Source organism: Tumebacillus amylolyticus (genome assembly GCF_016722965.1).
GTDB classification, from domain to species: domain Bacteria; phylum Bacillota; class Bacilli; order Tumebacillales; family Tumebacillaceae; genus Tumebacillus; species Tumebacillus amylolyticus.
The window spans coordinates 369034-384298 of sequence record NZ_JAEQNB010000005.1 but is presented as its reverse complement, the minus strand read 5'-3'; the positions used below and the strand labels follow the sequence as shown (position 1 = coordinate 384298).

Sequence of the window (15265 nt, the reverse complement as noted above, 5' to 3'; positions counted from 1 at the left end):
TTTTGTTATCTGGAATCATCTAGGAGGGACATTTCATGGAGAAACTCAAAGTTCGGATCGACGGACAGGACGTGGAAGTCGAGGCCGGCAAGACCATTCTCCAGGTCTTTTTACAACACGAAGTGGAACATCCGCACATCTGCTACCAGCCCGATCTCGGGCCGATTCAGACGTGCGACACCTGCATGGTGGAAGTGGACGGCCGCATCTTGCGCGCTTGTGCGACCGCCGTGGAGTCGGGGATGAACATTGAGCGACTTTCGGAGCGAGCGCGAGAGGCGCAAACCGAAGCGATGAACCGCATCTTGGAGAATCACATGCTATACTGCACCGTCTGTGACAACAACAACGGCGATTGCCGGGTACATAACACGGCGGAACTGTTGCAAATCGAGCACCAGACGTATGAATACAAACCGAAGCCCTATGAAATCGACATGTCCCATCCGTTCTACCGCTACGACCCCGACCAATGCATTCTCTGCGGGCAATGCGTGGAAGCGTGCCAAGACCTGCAAGTCAACGAGACGCTCTCGATCGATTGGGAGCGAGAACGTCCGCGTGTCGTCTGGGACTTCGACGTGGCGATCAACGAATCGTCCTGTGTCTCGTGCGGGCACTGCGTCACCGTCTGCCCGTGCAACGCCCTGATGGAGAAATCGATGCTCGGCGAGGCCGGGTTCATGTCGGGCATCTCGCAAGACTTGTTGCTCCCGATGATCGACTTGGTCAAAGAAGTGGAGCCGGGGTACAGCGGCATTTTTGCCGTTTCGGAAGTGGAGTCGGCGCTGCGCGACACCCGCACGAAAAAAACCAAGACCGTCTGCACGTTCTGCGGGGTCGGCTGTACGTTTGACGTCTGGACGAAGGGCCGCAAGATCTTGAAAGTCCAACCGACCCCCGAAGCTCCTGTGAACGGAATCTCCACCTGCGTCAAAGGCAAGTTCGGTTGGGATTTCATCAACAGCGAAGAACGCCTGACCACCCCGCTGATTCGCCAAGGCGACGAGTTCGTCGAAGCGACGTGGGAGGAAGCGTTGAGCTTGATCGGACGTCGATTGGGCGAGATCAAGCAACGCGACGGGGCGGATGCCATCGGGTTCATCTCGTCCTCGAAAGTCACCAACGAAGAAAACTTCCTCATGCAAAAACTCGCCCGTTCGGTCGTCGGCACGAACAACGTGGACAACTGCTCCCGCTACTGCCAGTCGCCTGCGACAGACGGTTTGATGCGCACGGTCGGTCTCGGCGGAGATGCAGGGTCGATTCACGACCTCGCAAGCGCAGGCCTCGTGATCATCGTCGGGGCGAATCCGGCAGAAGCACATCCCGTATTTGCAACGCGCATCAAACGTGCGCAAAAGCTTCACGGTCAGAAGTTGATCGTCGCCGACCTGCGCAAAAACGAGATGGCGGAACGCGCCGACGTCTTCATTCGTCCGAAGCAAGGCACCGATGCGATTTGGTTGGCGGCTGTCGCGAAGTACATCATCGACCAAGGCTGGCACGACCGCAAATTCCTGGAGGAAAAAGTCAACGGGTTCGAAGAGTTCGCCGCTTCGCTTGACTCGTACGATCTCGCAACGGCGTCTGAAATCACCGGACTCTCGCAAGAACAAATGATCGAGATCGCCACGATGATTCGAGACGCCGATGGAACGTGCATCGCGTGGGCGATGGGGATTACGCAAAACTGCGGCGGCAGTGAGACGTCCGCCGTCATCTCCGATCTGCTGCTCGTCACGGGGAACTACGCTCGTCCGGGTGCCGGTGCGTATCCGCTGCGAGGTCACAACAACGTCCAAGGCGCGTGCGACTTCGGGACCCTGCCGGTCTGGATGCCCGGCTACCAACTCTGGTCGGACGAAGCGGTCCGAGAGAAGTTTGCAACGAACTGGGGCACACCGCTTCCGAGCACGCGGGGCAAAGACAACATTCAGATGGTCGAAGCGATGCACGACGGAACGCTCAAAGCGATGTACCTGATGGGCGAAGACATGGCGTGGGTGGACGCCAACTCCAACCATGTGCAAGCGGCGCTTGAGAACTTGGAATTTTTTGTCGTGCAAGATATCTTCCTGACCCGCACGGCGCAGTATGCGGACGTGATCTTGCCGGCTTGCCCGAGTTTGGAGAAGGAAGGGACGTTCACCAACACGGAACGTCGCATCCAACGCCTCTACCAAGTGATGAAGCCGCTTGGCAACTCCCGCCCGGACTGGCAGATCATCCAGAGCGTCGCGAATTCGCTGGGTGCCAATTGGAACTACGAGAGCCCGGGGGACGTGATGGTGGAAGCGGCAACGCTCGCGCCGCTTTTTGCCGGCGTGTCGTATGAACGACTCGAAGGCTATCAGAGCTTGCTCTGGCCGGTGGCGGCAGACGGCACCGACACGCCGTTGCTCTACACGGAACGCTTCGCAACGGCGGACGGCAAAGCGAATCTCGTGCCCGTGAACTACATCACGCCGTTGACGGCGACCGAGGAGTACGACCTGCTGCTCAACAACGGGCGTCTGTTGGAGCACTTCCACGAAGGCAACATGACGAACAAATCGAGCGGCATCCAGCAAAAAGTGCCGACGACGTTCCTCGAAGTCTCACCGGAACTTGCAGCGGAGCGCGGCCTGCAAGACGGAGCCGTCGTGCGTCTGGAATCCCCGTACGGTGCCGTCCGACTGAACGTGCTGGTCACAGACCGTGTGCGCGGCAACGAATTGTACTTGCCGATGAACTCCGTAAGCGACGAAACGGCGGTCAACTTGCTGACGGGATCGCATCGCGACGTGCGCACGAATACGCCGGCGTACAAGCAAACCTACGTCAAGATGCAAGTCTTGCGACCGCGTGGTGAATCTCCGTTGCCGCGCGTCAACTCGCGATTCGGTACGCGCAACCCGCAGCGCGGGGTTGAAGTTCATCGCAAGTGGCGGCGCGGCGATTACCGCCCGCTCGATGAGGCGACTCAGGAATTTCTCGGAGGTGTGATCCATGGCCAAACCCATTCGAATCGTTCGTAAGCTGGAACTGACGCCCGAAGAGCGTCAACAGCAAGCGATGCAAGAACTTACCCAATCGCTGACGGACAACCAAGAAGCTCTGCAACAAAGCTTGAAGCTCGTTCGGGAGTTGCACGAGAGCGGGGCGTTGGAACTGGTCACCGCTCTCCTCCAATCCCGCGAGCAAGTTGCCAAGATCGCCGTCGATCAATTGGTCAAACCGTCTGTCACCCAGACGATCAACAACGCGATGGCCGTCGCCGGAGCGGTCGGCCAACTCAACCCCGACGTCACGAAAAAAGTCGTCGGCGGTGTCGTCAACGGGATGGAGCGGGCAGCCGAAGTGTTGGAGAGCAACGAAAAAGTCGGTCTGTTCGACCTCGTCAAAGCACTGCGCGACCCGGCGGTGAACAAAGCGCTGGCACTGGGATTGGGATTTTTGCGCGGCTTTGGAGAAAAAATCTAGTCTTCTGCTCATACTAAGCAAAACTTGAGTGGAGGCTGGCAGATGTCCTACCATACCCCGCAAGAAGTGGCGGAACTCGCCGCAGAAGCAGGAGAGCGCAAAGCGAAACTTCCACCGCTGACGTTGGCGGTCCTCGGATTTTTGGGCGGTGCGTTTATCGCCATCGGCTTTCTGCTCGACATCCGCGTCGTCGGAAACGTGCCCAAAGAGTGGGGATCGTTCGCCAGCTTTTTAGGCGCGGCGGTGTTTCCGCTCGGTCTGATCTTGATCCTCATCGGCGGGGGAGAGTTGATCACAGGAAATCTCATGGCGGTCCCGATGGCTTGGTTTGCGCGCCGCATCTCGTTCGGTCGAGTGCTGTACAACTGGGTCTGGATCACGGTGACGAACTTTCTCGGCGCACTGTTCGTCGCGTACTTTTTCGGCCACATCGTCGGGCTGACCGAGACGGGGCCGTTTCTCGCCAAAACGGTCGCCGTCACCCAGGCCAAGTTGGAGGAAGACTTTCTGCAGGCGTTCGTCTCCGGGATCGGATGCAACTGGCTGGTTTGCATGGGGGTTTGGCTCTCCTACAGCGCCGAGCACGTCAGCGGCAAGATTCTCGGCATCTGGTTTCCAATCATGGGGTTCGTGGCGATCGGGTTCCAGCACATCGTCGCCAATATGTTTTTGATTCCGGCGGCGATTTTTGCGGGGCAGGCGACGTGGGGGCAGTTTTTTACTAACTTTGTCCCCGTCTATTTAGGAAACGTCGTCGGCGGGGCGATTTTTGTCGCGGGGATTTACTTCCTCGCGTACTTGCGGACGAATCCGAAACAGGAGTAAAAACCATCCACTACGGATGGTTTTTTCCTTTTTCGCGGATACTGTTGGGAGATATAGCCTATTGAAGGTGGTGTTTCCCAACGTGGAGGATCAGGACCTAACCATACGCATCAACGACCGCGAATTCCCGTTCCAACCGGGGCAGAGCATCTTGGAAGCGGCGCAGGCGCAGGAGTATTACCTCCCGCATGTTTGCTATCACCCAAGCCTTGGCGCGATTCAATCTTGTGACACGTGCCTCGTTGAGGTCAACGGCGAGCTGGTGCGTTCTTGCAGCACGAAAGCGGAGCGGGGGTTCGTCGTGGACTCTCTCTCTCAACGTGCGCAAGACGCGCAATCGGAAGCGATGCAACGCATTTTGAAAAACCACGAGCTCTATTGCACCGTCTGCGATAACAACAACGGAAACTGCACGGTGCATAACACGGCGGAATTTTTGCAAGTCGAACACCAGAAGTACGAGTTCAAACCGAAGCCGTACCCGCCGGACACCACGCATCCTTTTTACCGCTATGAGCCGGATCAGTGCATTCTCTGCGGGCGATGTGTGGAAGCCTGCCAAGACTTGCAGGTCAACGAGACGCTTTCCATCGACTGGTCGATGGACCATCCGCGCGTGCTCTGGGACGGGGGATCGCCGATCGACCAATCGTCTTGCGTCTCATGCGGGCATTGCGTCACCGTCTGCCCGTGCAACGCCCTGATGGAAAAAACGATGCTCGGCGAGGCAGGCTACCTCACCAATATCCCGAGCGACCTCTTGCTTCCGATGATCGATCTGACCAAAGCGGTGGAGCCGGGGTATCAAGAAATTTTTGCGATCTCCGAAGTCGAGTCGGCGATGCGCGACTCGCGAATCAAACGAACCAAGACGGTCTGCACCTACTGCGGCGTCGGGTGCTCGTTTGAAGTCTGGACCAAGGGACGCAAAATTCTCAAGATCGAACCCCAGCAGGAAGCGCCGGTCAACCAGATTTCCACCTGCGTCAAAGGCAAGTTCGGCTGGGATTTCGTCAACTCCGAGGAGCGCTTGACCAAGCCGTTGATCCGTCGCGGGGACAAGTTCGTGGAAGCGACTTGGGACGAAGCGCTCGACTTGATCCACGAGAAGCTCGGCGCGGTCAAAGACAAGTACGGCGCAGATTCCATCGGGTACATCGCGTCTTCGAAGTGCTCCAACGAGGAGAACTACATCTTCCAAAAATTCGCCCGTGCCATCATGGGCTCGAACAACATCGACAACTGCTCGCGCTACTGCCAATCTCCCGCCACGGCGGGCCTGATGCGAACGGTCGGCATCGGCGGCGATGCCGGGACGATCCAAGACATCGCAGGAGCCGAGTTGATCATCGTCGTCGGAGCGAACCCGGCGGAGTCACATCCGGTTCTCGCGACCCGCATCAAACGTTCACACAAGCTCCGCGGACAGAAGCTGTTGGTCGTCGACCTTCGCAAGCACGAGTTGGGCGAACGCGCCGACGTCTTCATCCGTCCGAACCCCGGCACCGACCTCATCTGGCTCTCGGCGGTGACCAAGTACATCATCGACCAAGGCTGGCACGACGAGAAGTTCATCCTCGACCGCGTCAACGGTTTTGAACAGTACGTCGCGTCCCTCGCGCCCTACACGTTGGAATTCGCCGTTGAAAAAACGGGCATGACCCGTGAACAACTCGTCCAAATCGCCACGATGATCCACGAAGCGGACGGCACCTGCATCCTCTGGGCGATGGGCGTCACCCAGCATTCGATGGGGACAGACACCTCGACGGCGATCGGCAACTTGCTGCTGGTTACGGGCAACTTCGGTCGTCCGAACGCCGGAGCGTACCCGTTGCGCGGGCACAACAACGTCCAAGGCGCGTGCGACTTCGGCACGATGCCCGCTTGGATGCCGGGCTACGAAGCGGTGGAGGATGACAAAATTCGCGCCAAGTATGAAAAAGCATGGGGCGTGAAACTGCCGGAGAAGCCGGGGTTGAACAACCACCAGATGATCGAAGGCATCTTCAACGGCAAGTTGAAGGCGATGTACCTGTTCGGCGAAGAGATGAGCCTCGTGGATTCCAACTCCAACCATGTGGAGAACGCGTTTGAAAAACTGGACTTCTTCGTGGTACAGGACATCTTCTTCTCCCGCACGGCGCAATACGCGGATGTCGTGCTGCCCGCCGCGCCAAGCCTTGAAAAGGAAGGCACCTTCACCAACACCGAACGCCGCATCCAACGCTTTTACAAAGCGCTCAACCCGCTTGGCGATTCAAAACCGGACTGGGAGATCATCCAACTGGTCGCCAACCGTTTCGGTGCGAATTGGAAGTACGAACATCCAAGCGAGATTATGGCGGAAGCGGCAAGCCTTGCGCCGGTTTTTGCCGGGGTCGACTACGAGCGACTGGTGGATTGGAACTCGCTGGTCTGGCCGGTAGCGGCGGACGGAACGGACACGCCGCTTTTGTACAAAGAGAAGTTCGCATTTGCGGACGGTCGGGCCAGGCTGTACCCGCTGGACTTGCACGATCCGATGTTCCAACCGAATGAGGAGTACGACTTGCATTTGAACAACGGGCGGCTCTTGGAGCACTTCCATGAGGGCAACATGACGTATCAATCGAAGGGGATTACCCACAAAGTACCGCGCGAATGGCTGGAAGTCTCGCCGGAACTCGCCGAGGAACGCGGGCTGGAATCGGGGGCTCTCGTGCGGTTGTCCTCTCCCTACGGCCATGTCAAAGTCCGCGTGCAAGTGACGGATACGGTGCGCGGCAAGGAATTGTATCTCACCATGAACACGCGAGACCCCGAGCGGGCGATCAACCGTCTGACCTCGTCGTATCATGACAAGATCACGCACACGCCGAACTACAAAGAAATGCACGTCAAGATGGAGATCTTGGAGAAAAACGGAGAGCAACCGCTCCCGATTCACAACCACCGCTTTGGTCACCGAACTCCGCAGATCGGGGTGCGGGTGGAGGAGAAGTGGAAGCGTGACGACTACATCCCGATCTCAGACGTGATCGACGGAGGTGAAATCCATGGCCAAAGCCATCACACACATTGAGAAGACCGTTCCCAATGAGCAAGAAGAGCAAGAACAAGCGGTCCAAGAAATTCTGAGCAGCGCGGCGAAGAACAAAGACGCGATCTTGCTGTTCATGGAGATGCTCGGTGATCTCCATCAGTCGGGACTCTTGGAAGCCGCCGATGCGTTCTTGAAAAACCGCCACAAAATCGGCGTGATCGGCATCAACCAACTGAACAAGTCCGGCGCGCAACGGATCATCAAAAACGGCATGGGTGCCGTGCAATTTCTCGCGGGCGTCGATCCGGACAAGCTCAACACGTTGCTGAGTGCCGTCTCCTCGGGAATCGACCAAGCGGTGGAGACGCCCAAGGACGACCGACCCACCGGCATGTGGGGCATGGTCAAGCAGATGCGCGACCCCGGCGTGCAGTCGTCGCTCGGGGTGATGATGAACTTCCTGCGCGGCATGAGCGACGGATTCCAGAAGCAAGTTCACTAGAGGAAGGTGAGAGCATGGCGACAGGAAAGTTCGTCATCCAAGGGATGCGGGGCGAGGAAGACGCCAAACGGGTCGATGAGACGTTGCGCGGCGTCTGGGGCATCCAAGACGTGAACATGCTGGTCGAAAAAGCGGAAGTCAACTTCCGCTACGACGAGCGGGCGGCGTCCTACCAAGACTTGAAGCAAGCGCTGATCGACCAAGGCTTCGGCGTCGTCGACGGGAGGTTGTCAGATGGCCAACGTGTGTGAATTGTGCGGACGCACAGAGGGAGAGCTGGAAACGGGGACCGAGATGTCGCTCGACACGCTCAACGTCTGTGAACAGTGCCGCCAAGACCGCCGGTCGGACGAGGACGGAACGGGGCATTGGTAAAAGTGGCACGAAGATGAAAAAGAAGCCCGACCTCGTTGGAGAGGTCGGGCTTTTTAACTAGAAAACTGTCATTTCGGCTTGCCCCAAGGGGTTTGCGCGAGTTGTTCGCAATCGTGCAAAGTTAAGAATCGTGCTCCTGCATTGCCTAAATGAAAAAAGGCTGTACCCAATGCTTTTGTAAGCGCAGGCTCAACCTCCGAACCCGACAGTTTCAGTCTTACGATGGAATTGGATTTTGCTTGGGTGAAGATTTGACTTGCCAGTTGATCTGCATCCACAGGCTTCTCATCTTGTGCCTCTGGGACAATCGTTGCGCCATACATTTGTTTGAACAGGAGATGCCCGACCAAGGAAGAGGAGCTCTGATTTGGAGGTAACACCTGATGACCTTTTTGTTCGATATAATTGCGGAGTTCCGGATCAGGATCTGCAAAAAATGTGACGCTCCGAATTCCAAGGGAATCCACGAATTCCCGTGTCGGGGTTCCCTCAATCGTGACCGCCACAACACCGGCATCGGGATTGAGAGGCAAGGTCTCCATCGGTTTATTGAACGTGTAGGCACAGACGACGTACCCTACTACCACCACAAGCAGTGCGATGACCCAGCGTTTTTTCATTCCCAGCCTCCTTTTGTATAGGGAGTATTGTGTTCCAAATATTGTAACTCATTTCGCCAATTCCTTCAATCGGGCGTGTACGACGGAGTTTCTATAGTACAATGGAGGGAGACCAGCTTTTTGAGAAAGGGAGTTTCCCAGACGTATGGCCTTCCAGATTACGCCCTACCCCGAGTGGTCGTGGTCGCATTCGCGTGACCACCTGTTCCAAGAGTGCCCTCGGAGGTATTACTACCATTATTACGGCTCGCACAACGGCTGGCTGCGCGATGCGTCGGAGGAGCAGCGAGAAGCGTACCGCTTGAAGCAGATGGCGAACTTGTTCCTGATCTTCGGGGATGCACTGCACCAAGTGGCCGACATGTACATCCGGCAGTGGCAGTCCAAAAGCCACCTGTTTTCCTATACGGAGTTGCACACGAAGGTTCGCAACATGATGAACCAAGCGGTGCTCGAATCCAAGAACGTCGAGCAATGGATGGAAGCGCCGAAGAAACGCAAGATGTTGGTGGAGTGGTACTATTACAACCAACTGCCCAAGCGCATCGTCGAGATGATCAAGGAGCGCATGGAGACATGCTTGACGAACTTGCTCGACAGCGAGTCTTTGCAGGAGATCACGACCGATCCGCGAGTGGAGATTCTCGAGATGGAGAAGTTGAACACGATCTACGTGCGCGGCGAGAAAGTTTATGTGAAGCTCGACGTGCTGTACAGAATCGGCGACCGCTACATCATCGCGGACTGGAAGACCGGGCAGGAGGATGACAGCATCGAGGAGCAGTTGTATCTCTATGCGTACTACCTGCACCGCGAACTGGCCGTGCCGCTGGAGCAAATTGAGATTCGCACGGAGTACCTGTTGCCCGGTGAGTGCAAGAAAACGTACGTCACCCAAGCCAACTTGGAGCAGGTGGAGGAGAAAATCATCTCCTCGACGACAGAGATGAAATCCTACCTGCAAGACCCCGTGCAGAACCAGCCGCTCGCCAGACTCGACTTCGAAGGAGCCGCCAGTTCCCGCTCCTGCATGTACTGCAACTACCGCCAACTCTGCGAGTTGAAGGACCGCACGCTGTCAGACGCTACAGATGAAGCAACTCAGGCGGATGTAGGGTAACTGACTCCTCTCTTTTTTCAAAAAAAGTCGCCTTTGTGTCCGTGGCGACTTTTTTTCCGTTTGAGGGGTCTATTTCGTTGACAACGGTACGGCGATTTTGCTACATTTTATTTAGAGTTAGCACTCGAACTCATCGAGTGCTAACAAAGAGATGAAGGGAGCGTGTGCTCAATGTTAACCGAACGCCAGAAAGTCATCTTGCAAATTCTCGTCGATGATTATATTCGTTCTGCGGAACCGGTTGGCTCGCGCACGATCTCGAAGCGACCGGATATGTCGATCTCGCCTGCGACCATTCGCAACGAGATGGCCGATCTGGAGGAACTCGGCTACCTCGAGCAGCCGCACACCTCCGCCGGACGCATTCCCTCGCAGAAAGGCTACCGCTTCTACGTCGACAACCTCATGAACGCCGATGACGAGGAGAGCCCGGATGTCCACTCGCTTCGCTCAGGCTTCCTGACCCGTCTCGACGAGATGGAACAAGCCGTTCAACAGACCGCGACGATTTTGTCAGGTCTGACCAACTACACTGCCATCGTTCTCGGTCCGAAAGTCTTCACCGACAAACTGCTTCACATCCAAGTGCAGCCCTATGGCGAGCGCATGGCGGTTGCCATCCTCGTCACCGACACGGGACACGTCGAGCATCGCAAAGTCACGATCCCCGAAGGCATTCCGCTCGAAGCGATCCAACACTATGTCGAACTGCTCAACCGCAAATTGGTCGGCGTCCCGCTGCACAAGCTCAAAACCGCCCTGCACACCGAAGTCGCCGACGAACTCCGTCGCTACTCTGAACAGTTTGAGGGCGCGATGATGCTGTTTGACCAGATGGTCGAGCCGGATGAGGAAGGCACGGGCAACCAGCGCATCTACCTCGGCGGCACCACCCGGATCATGAACCAGCCGGAGTTCCGCGATGTGGAGAAGCTCAAGCCGTTGCTCGACATGTTCGAGCAGACCAAGAAATTGATTCAGATGCTAGAAGGCACAACTTCATCTGGCGGTGTCCAAGTCCGCATCGGGCAAGAGAATCAATTGGAGACGATTCACGAGTGTTCCTTGATCACCGCGTCCTATACCATCGACGGAGTTCCGGTCGGCTCGATTGGCGTTTTGGGGCCGACGCGAATGGAGTACGGACGTGTCATCCACACCTTGAATCTCTTCTCCTCCAGCCTCTCGCAGATGCTGACCCGGTTGTATAAATAACAATCTCCTGTTCATACTTGAAGAGGTAGTTTCGTAGAACGACAAGGGGAGTTTCAAACCTCCTCTTACATAAGACGGATGGGAGTTATGCCGGATGAGTCAGTCCTCCAGTCAGAAGCCGCAGGAAGCCGACGAGCGTTTGGCCGCGCTCTACTCGAACGCGACCGCCGTGCGGGCCATCGCTTCCGCCGTCGAAGGCACCATCGGCCCCAAGGGGCTTGACACGATGCTCGTCGATACGGCAGGCAACGTGATTATTACAAACGACGGCGTGACGATTCTCAACCGCATGGAAGTCACGCACCCGGCCGCCAAGATGCTGATCAACGTCGCGTCTGCTCAACAAGAGGAGATTGGCGACGGAACGACGACAGCGACGCTTTTGGCAGCGGCGCTTTTGAATGAAGGCGTGGCTCAAGTCGAACGCGGTGTGCCCGTTACACGCGTCATCGAAGGCATCACCTTCGGCGTGCAGTATGCGGTCGAACGCTTGCAGAGCAGGGCTCGTTCCTTGGAAGGGCTCGGCGAAGACGTGCTGTTCCAAGTCGCGATGGTTGCCGGACGTGAGCATGAAGACATCGCTCACTTGGTCACGGAAGCTGCGCAATTGATCGGGTTTGACAAACTGCGCGACCCGCAATATCGACTCTCGGATCATGTGACGTCGAGCGTCGGAGCGGCCAGTGAAGTTTTTCAGGGCTTGATCTTGAACAAACAACGCATGTCTCCCCAGATGCCGCAACGCATCGAGGAGGCCAAGATCCTGATCGTCGACGATGCGCTGGAACCGGAAGAAATCGACTCCGAAGCCCTCGGCACGGAGGCCGGGTTCCAACTCTACCGACATTATAAGGAAGAGTTCCGCAAAAACGTCGCTGCTCTCGCAGAGCTTGGCATCAACGTCGTCTTCACCGACCGCGGGGTTTCCCCGGTTGCAGAGGAAGTACTCGGCGAAGCGGGCGTGATGATCGTCCAACGCGTCGCTTCCAAAGACTTGCGCAAGATCGCCGAACACACCGGCGCCCGCCCGATCAAGCGGACGGGAATTGGCAAGGAAGCGGAGGAGTTGAGTCGCTTCGTTGGACGTGCCGACGGCGTGTACGAAGACGAGCGGATGGAGACGATTCGCATCGTCGGAGGCTTCGGACGCTCGCTTGCGACGATTCTCGTCGGAGCTTCCACAGAGGAAGTCGTCGGCGAACGATCTCGCATCGCCCGCGACGCAGCTTCGTCTGTGCAAGCGGCGGTGCAGGGCGGCGTCGTGCCAGGCGGCGGATCGGTGGAGCTGTGGACGGCACGCGAAGTGGAGAAAATGCGCGAGACGGTTCGCGGCATGACCGGTTTCGGAGTCGAAGCGGTCGCCCGCGCCTTGCGCAAACCGATGACGCAGATCGTCCAGAACGCCGGGTTCAACCCGCTGGAGAAAGTCGAAGAAGCGAACGTCGCACAAGTCGAGCACCTGTCCGATTCGCTTGCGATCAATTGCGAGGACGGCACCGTCTGCGACATGGCGGAGTACGGCATCTACGACCCGACTTTGGTCAAACTGCACGCTTTGCGCGCAGCCGGAGAAGTAACGGTCGCGATCATGCGAATCCATACGATCATTCGGATGAAGGATCGCAGCGATGGCGAAGAATAAAGGTTTTTTTAGGAGGTTTCGCAAAATGGAAGACAACCGTATGGATGAAACTCTCGAAGCGCAAGAAACCGAAGCAGAAACCACTGCCGACGTCGACGGTGCTGAAGATACCCGCACCCGCGAAGAGTTGCTGGCTGAAGTCCAGCGTCTGACTGCGGAGTCGGAGGACTACAAGGGCCGCTACCTGCGTGCCCAGGCGGACTTTGATAACTTCCGCCGCCGCAGCCGCCAAGAGAAGGAAGAGTTCGCGGCGTATGCAAACACCCGCATCATCGAAGAACTGCTTCCGGTGCTCGACACGTTCGAGATGGCGATGCAGTCGGCCGACAAAGCGGACGTGCAAACTCTGCTTACCGGCGTAGACATGGTCTACCGCCAATTGCAAACCGCGCTTGGCAACTACGGCCTTGCTGCGATTGAATCTGTCGGTCAGGCGTTTGACCCGAACGTCCACGAGGGCGTCATGCAAGTCGATTCGCCGGATCATCCGGCGGGCACCGTCGTCATGGAGATGCGCAAGGGCTACAAGCTCAAGGACAAAGTCATCCGCCCGGCGATGGTTCAAGTCAGCCAATAACTTTTCTTCTTACTATATAGAAGTGATAGATCATACAGGAGGGAAATTCACATGTCTAAAGTAATCGGTATTGACCTTGGCACCACCAACTCTTGCGTAGCTGTTATGGAAGGCGGCGAACCTGTCGTTATCCCGAACGCAGAAGGCAACCGCACCACCCCGTCCGTTCTCGGTATGAAAAACGGCGAGCGTCTCGTCGGCGACGTCGCGAAACGCCAAGCGGTCACCAACCCGGACAACACCGTCATGTCCATCAAGCGTTACATGGGCACCAACCACAAAGAAACGGTTGAAGGCAAAGACTACTCCCCGCAAGAAATCTCGGCGATGATTCTGCAGAAGCTCAAGTCTGACGCAGAAGCGTACCTCGGCGAAACCGTTACCCAAGCGGTCATCACCGTTCCGGCGTACTTCAACGACTCCCAACGTCAAGCAACCAAAGACGCGGGCAAGATCGCAGGTCTTGAAGTTCTGCGTATCGTCAACGAGCCGACCGCAGCAGCGCTCGCATACGGCTTGGACAAAGAAGAAGACCAAACCATCTTGATCTACGACCTCGGCGGCGGTACGTTCGACGTCTCGATCCTCGAACTCGGCGACGGCGTCTTCGAAGTAAAAGCAACTTCCGGTAACAACAAACTCGGCGGCGACGACTTCGACGACAAAATCATCGCGTTCCTCGTTGATACCTTCAAAAAAGAAAACGGCATCGACCTCTCCAAAGACAAGATGGCGTTGCAACGTCTGAAAGACGCAGCCGAAAAAGCGAAAAAGGAACTCTCCGGCGTCACCGCGACCACCATCTCCCTGCCGTTCATCTCGATGACCGCAGAAGGTCCGAAGCACTTGGAAGTCAACTTGACCCGTGCGAAGTTCGAAGAGATGACCGCAGACCTCGTCGAAGCTACGATGGTTCCGACCCGTCAAGCTCTGCAAGACTCCGGCCTCTCCGTCAACCAAATCGACAAGATCGTTCTCGTCGGCGGTTCGACCCGTATCCCGGCTGTTGTCGAAGCAGTTAAGAAACTGACCGGCAAAGACCCGTCCAAAGGCGTAAACCCGGACGAAGTTGTCGCAATCGGCGCAGCGATCCAAGGCGGCGTCCTCACCGGTGAAGTCAAGGACGTTGTCCTGCTCGACGTAACCCCGCTCTCCCTCGGTATCGAAACCATGGGCGGCGTCATGACCCGCATGATCGAGCGCAACACCACGATCCCGACTTCCAAGACCCAAGTGTACTCCACGGCGGCTGACAACCAAACCGCTGTTGACATCCACGTCCTGCAAGGCGAACGCGAATTCGCTCGCGACAACAAAACGCTCGGCCGTTTCCAACTCGGCGACATCCCGCCGGCACCGCGCGGCATCCCGCAAATCGAAGTCACCTTCGACATCGACGCAAACGGCATCGTCAACGTCTCTGCGAAAGACCTCGGCACCGGCAAGCAACACAAAATCACCATCACCTCCAACACCGGCCTCTCCGATGACGAGATCAACCGCATGGTGAAGGAAGCCGAAGAAAACGCAGACGCCGACAAAAAGCGCCGCGAGGAAGTGGACATCCGCAACTCCGCAGACTCCCTCGTCTACCAAACCGAGAAGACCCTCAAGGACCTCGAAGGCAAAGTGGACCAAGCGGAAGTTGACCAAGCAAACGCTGCCAAAGACGCGCTGAAAACCGCTCTCGAAGGCACCGACATCGAAGACATCAAGTCCAAGTCCGAAGAACTGTCGAACCTCGTGCAAGCCCTGTCTGTGAAACTCTACGAGCAAGCAGCTCAAGCCCAACAAGCGGCTGAAGGCGCAGGCGCCGGTGCAACCGCCGGCGGCAAAGACAACGTGGTCGATGCAGACTACACCGTTGTGGACGAAGACAAGAAATAAGAAATGAGTGAG

Annotated in this window: 13 protein-coding genes; 12 read left to right on the top strand and 1 reads right to left on the bottom strand. The window is 56.9% G+C overall.

Annotated features, from left to right (window positions below; genetic code table 11):
• The first annotated feature begins 35 nt into the window (after nt 1-35).
• The 7 genes from fdhF (JJB07_RS17380) to JJB07_RS17350 all read left to right on the top strand — a co-directional run bounded on the left by fdhF (JJB07_RS17380) (nt 36) and on the right by JJB07_RS17350 (nt 8192).
• Entirely contained in the window at nt 36-3020 is a 2985-nt protein-coding gene (fdhF, locus tag JJB07_RS17380) for a formate dehydrogenase subunit alpha (protein WP_201637222.1), read from the top strand.
• Nucleotides 2992-3465, top strand: coding sequence for a helical membrane plugin domain-containing protein (locus JJB07_RS17375; RefSeq protein WP_201637221.1), 474 nt, complete (start codon nt 2992-2994; stop codon nt 3463-3465). Before fdhF (JJB07_RS17380) ends, JJB07_RS17375 begins: the two co-directional genes overlap by 29 nt.
• Before the next feature lie 42 nt (nt 3466-3507).
• A complete protein-coding gene (locus JJB07_RS17370) occupies nt 3508-4290 on the top strand; it encodes a formate/nitrite transporter family protein (RefSeq protein ID WP_201637219.1) in 783 nt (260 codons plus the stop codon).
• A gap of 82 nt (nt 4291-4372) precedes the next feature.
• Nucleotides 4373-7354, top strand: coding sequence for a formate dehydrogenase subunit alpha (fdhF, locus tag JJB07_RS17365; RefSeq protein ID WP_201637218.1), 2982 nt, complete (start codon nt 4373-4375; stop codon nt 7352-7354).
• On the top strand, nt 7329-7817 hold the full coding sequence (locus tag JJB07_RS17360; RefSeq protein ID WP_201637216.1) for a helical membrane plugin domain-containing protein: 489 nt from the start codon (nt 7329-7331) through the stop codon (nt 7815-7817). Before fdhF (JJB07_RS17365) ends, JJB07_RS17360 begins: the two co-directional genes overlap by 26 nt.
• A 14-nt stretch (nt 7818-7831) precedes the next feature.
• Nucleotides 7832-8068 carry a heavy-metal-associated domain-containing protein gene (locus tag JJB07_RS17355; protein ID WP_201637214.1) on the top strand — a complete coding sequence of 79 codons (237 nt, stop codon included), beginning with the start codon at nt 7832-7834 and terminating at the stop codon, nt 8066-8068.
• Complete coding sequence (locus tag JJB07_RS17350; RefSeq protein WP_201637212.1) at nt 8052-8192, top strand: hypothetical protein; 141 nt, start codon at nt 8052-8054, stop codon at nt 8190-8192. The genes JJB07_RS17355 and JJB07_RS17350 overlap by 17 nt, the downstream gene beginning before the upstream one ends.
• 68 nt (nt 8193-8260) lie before the next feature.
• Here the strand turns inward: JJB07_RS17350 and JJB07_RS17345 are convergent, their stop codons facing one another.
• Nucleotides 8261-8812, bottom strand: a complete 552-nt coding sequence (locus JJB07_RS17345) for a hypothetical protein (protein WP_201637210.1) — start codon at nt 8810-8812, stop codon at nt 8261-8263.
• A 145-nt stretch (nt 8813-8957) separates the two neighbouring features.
• Here JJB07_RS17345 and JJB07_RS17340 point away from each other — a divergent pair, with 145 nt between their 5' ends.
• The 5 genes from JJB07_RS17340 (at nt 8958) to dnaK (ending at nt 15253) form a co-directional block, all read left to right on the top strand.
• On the top strand, nt 8958-9932 hold the full coding sequence (locus JJB07_RS17340) for a PD-(D/E)XK nuclease family protein (RefSeq protein WP_201637208.1): 975 nt from the start codon (nt 8958-8960) through the stop codon (nt 9930-9932).
• 171 nt (nt 9933-10103) lie between these two features.
• A complete protein-coding gene (gene hrcA, locus JJB07_RS17335; RefSeq protein ID WP_201637206.1) occupies nt 10104-11147 on the top strand; it encodes a heat-inducible transcriptional repressor HrcA in 1044 nt (347 codons plus the stop codon).
• A 94-nt stretch (nt 11148-11241) separates the two neighbouring features.
• Nucleotides 11242-12789 carry a TCP-1/cpn60 chaperonin family protein gene (locus JJB07_RS17330; RefSeq protein WP_201637204.1) on the top strand — a complete coding sequence of 516 codons (1548 nt, stop codon included), beginning with the start codon at nt 11242-11244 and terminating at the stop codon, nt 12787-12789.
• A 25-nt stretch (nt 12790-12814) separates the two neighbouring features.
• Entirely contained in the window at nt 12815-13366 is a 552-nt protein-coding gene (grpE, locus tag JJB07_RS17325) for a nucleotide exchange factor GrpE (RefSeq protein WP_201637202.1), read from the top strand.
• A 51-nt stretch (nt 13367-13417) separates the two neighbouring features.
• Nucleotides 13418-15253, top strand: a complete 1836-nt coding sequence (gene dnaK, locus JJB07_RS17320) for a molecular chaperone DnaK (protein WP_201637200.1) — start codon at nt 13418-13420, stop codon at nt 15251-15253.
• Nucleotides 15254-15265 lie beyond the last annotated feature (12 nt).

Bases quoted from the DNA above. Each gene is read 5' to 3' on its own strand.
- fdhF (WP_201637222.1), top strand. From the start codon at position 36: ATGGAGAAACTCAAAGTTCGGATCGACGGACAGGACGTGGAAGTCGAG.
- JJB07_RS17375 (WP_201637221.1), top strand. From the start codon at position 2,992: ATGGCCAAACCCATTCGAATCGTTCGTAAGCTGGAACTGACGCCCGAA.
- JJB07_RS17370 (WP_201637219.1), top strand. From the start codon at position 3,508: ATGTCCTACCATACCCCGCAAGAAGTGGCGGAACTCGCCGCAGAAGCA.
- JJB07_RS17360 (WP_201637216.1), top strand. From the start codon at position 7,329: ATGGCCAAAGCCATCACACACATTGAGAAGACCGTTCCCAATGAGCAA.
- JJB07_RS17355 (WP_201637214.1), top strand. From the start codon at position 7,832: ATGGCGACAGGAAAGTTCGTCATCCAAGGGATGCGGGGCGAGGAAGAC.
- JJB07_RS17350 (WP_201637212.1), top strand. From the start codon at position 8,052: ATGGCCAACGTGTGTGAATTGTGCGGACGCACAGAGGGAGAGCTGGAA.
- JJB07_RS17345 (WP_201637210.1), bottom strand. From the start codon at position 8,812: ATGAAAAAACGCTGGGTCATCGCACTGCTTGTGGTGGTAGTAGGGTAC.
- JJB07_RS17340 (WP_201637208.1), top strand. From the start codon at position 8,958: ATGGCCTTCCAGATTACGCCCTACCCCGAGTGGTCGTGGTCGCATTCG.
- hrcA (WP_201637206.1), top strand. From the start codon at position 10,104: ATGTTAACCGAACGCCAGAAAGTCATCTTGCAAATTCTCGTCGATGAT.
- JJB07_RS17330 (WP_201637204.1), top strand. From the start codon at position 11,242: ATGAGTCAGTCCTCCAGTCAGAAGCCGCAGGAAGCCGACGAGCGTTTG.
- grpE (WP_201637202.1), top strand. From the start codon at position 12,815: ATGGAAGACAACCGTATGGATGAAACTCTCGAAGCGCAAGAAACCGAA.
- dnaK (WP_201637200.1), top strand. From the start codon at position 13,418: ATGTCTAAAGTAATCGGTATTGACCTTGGCACCACCAACTCTTGCGTA.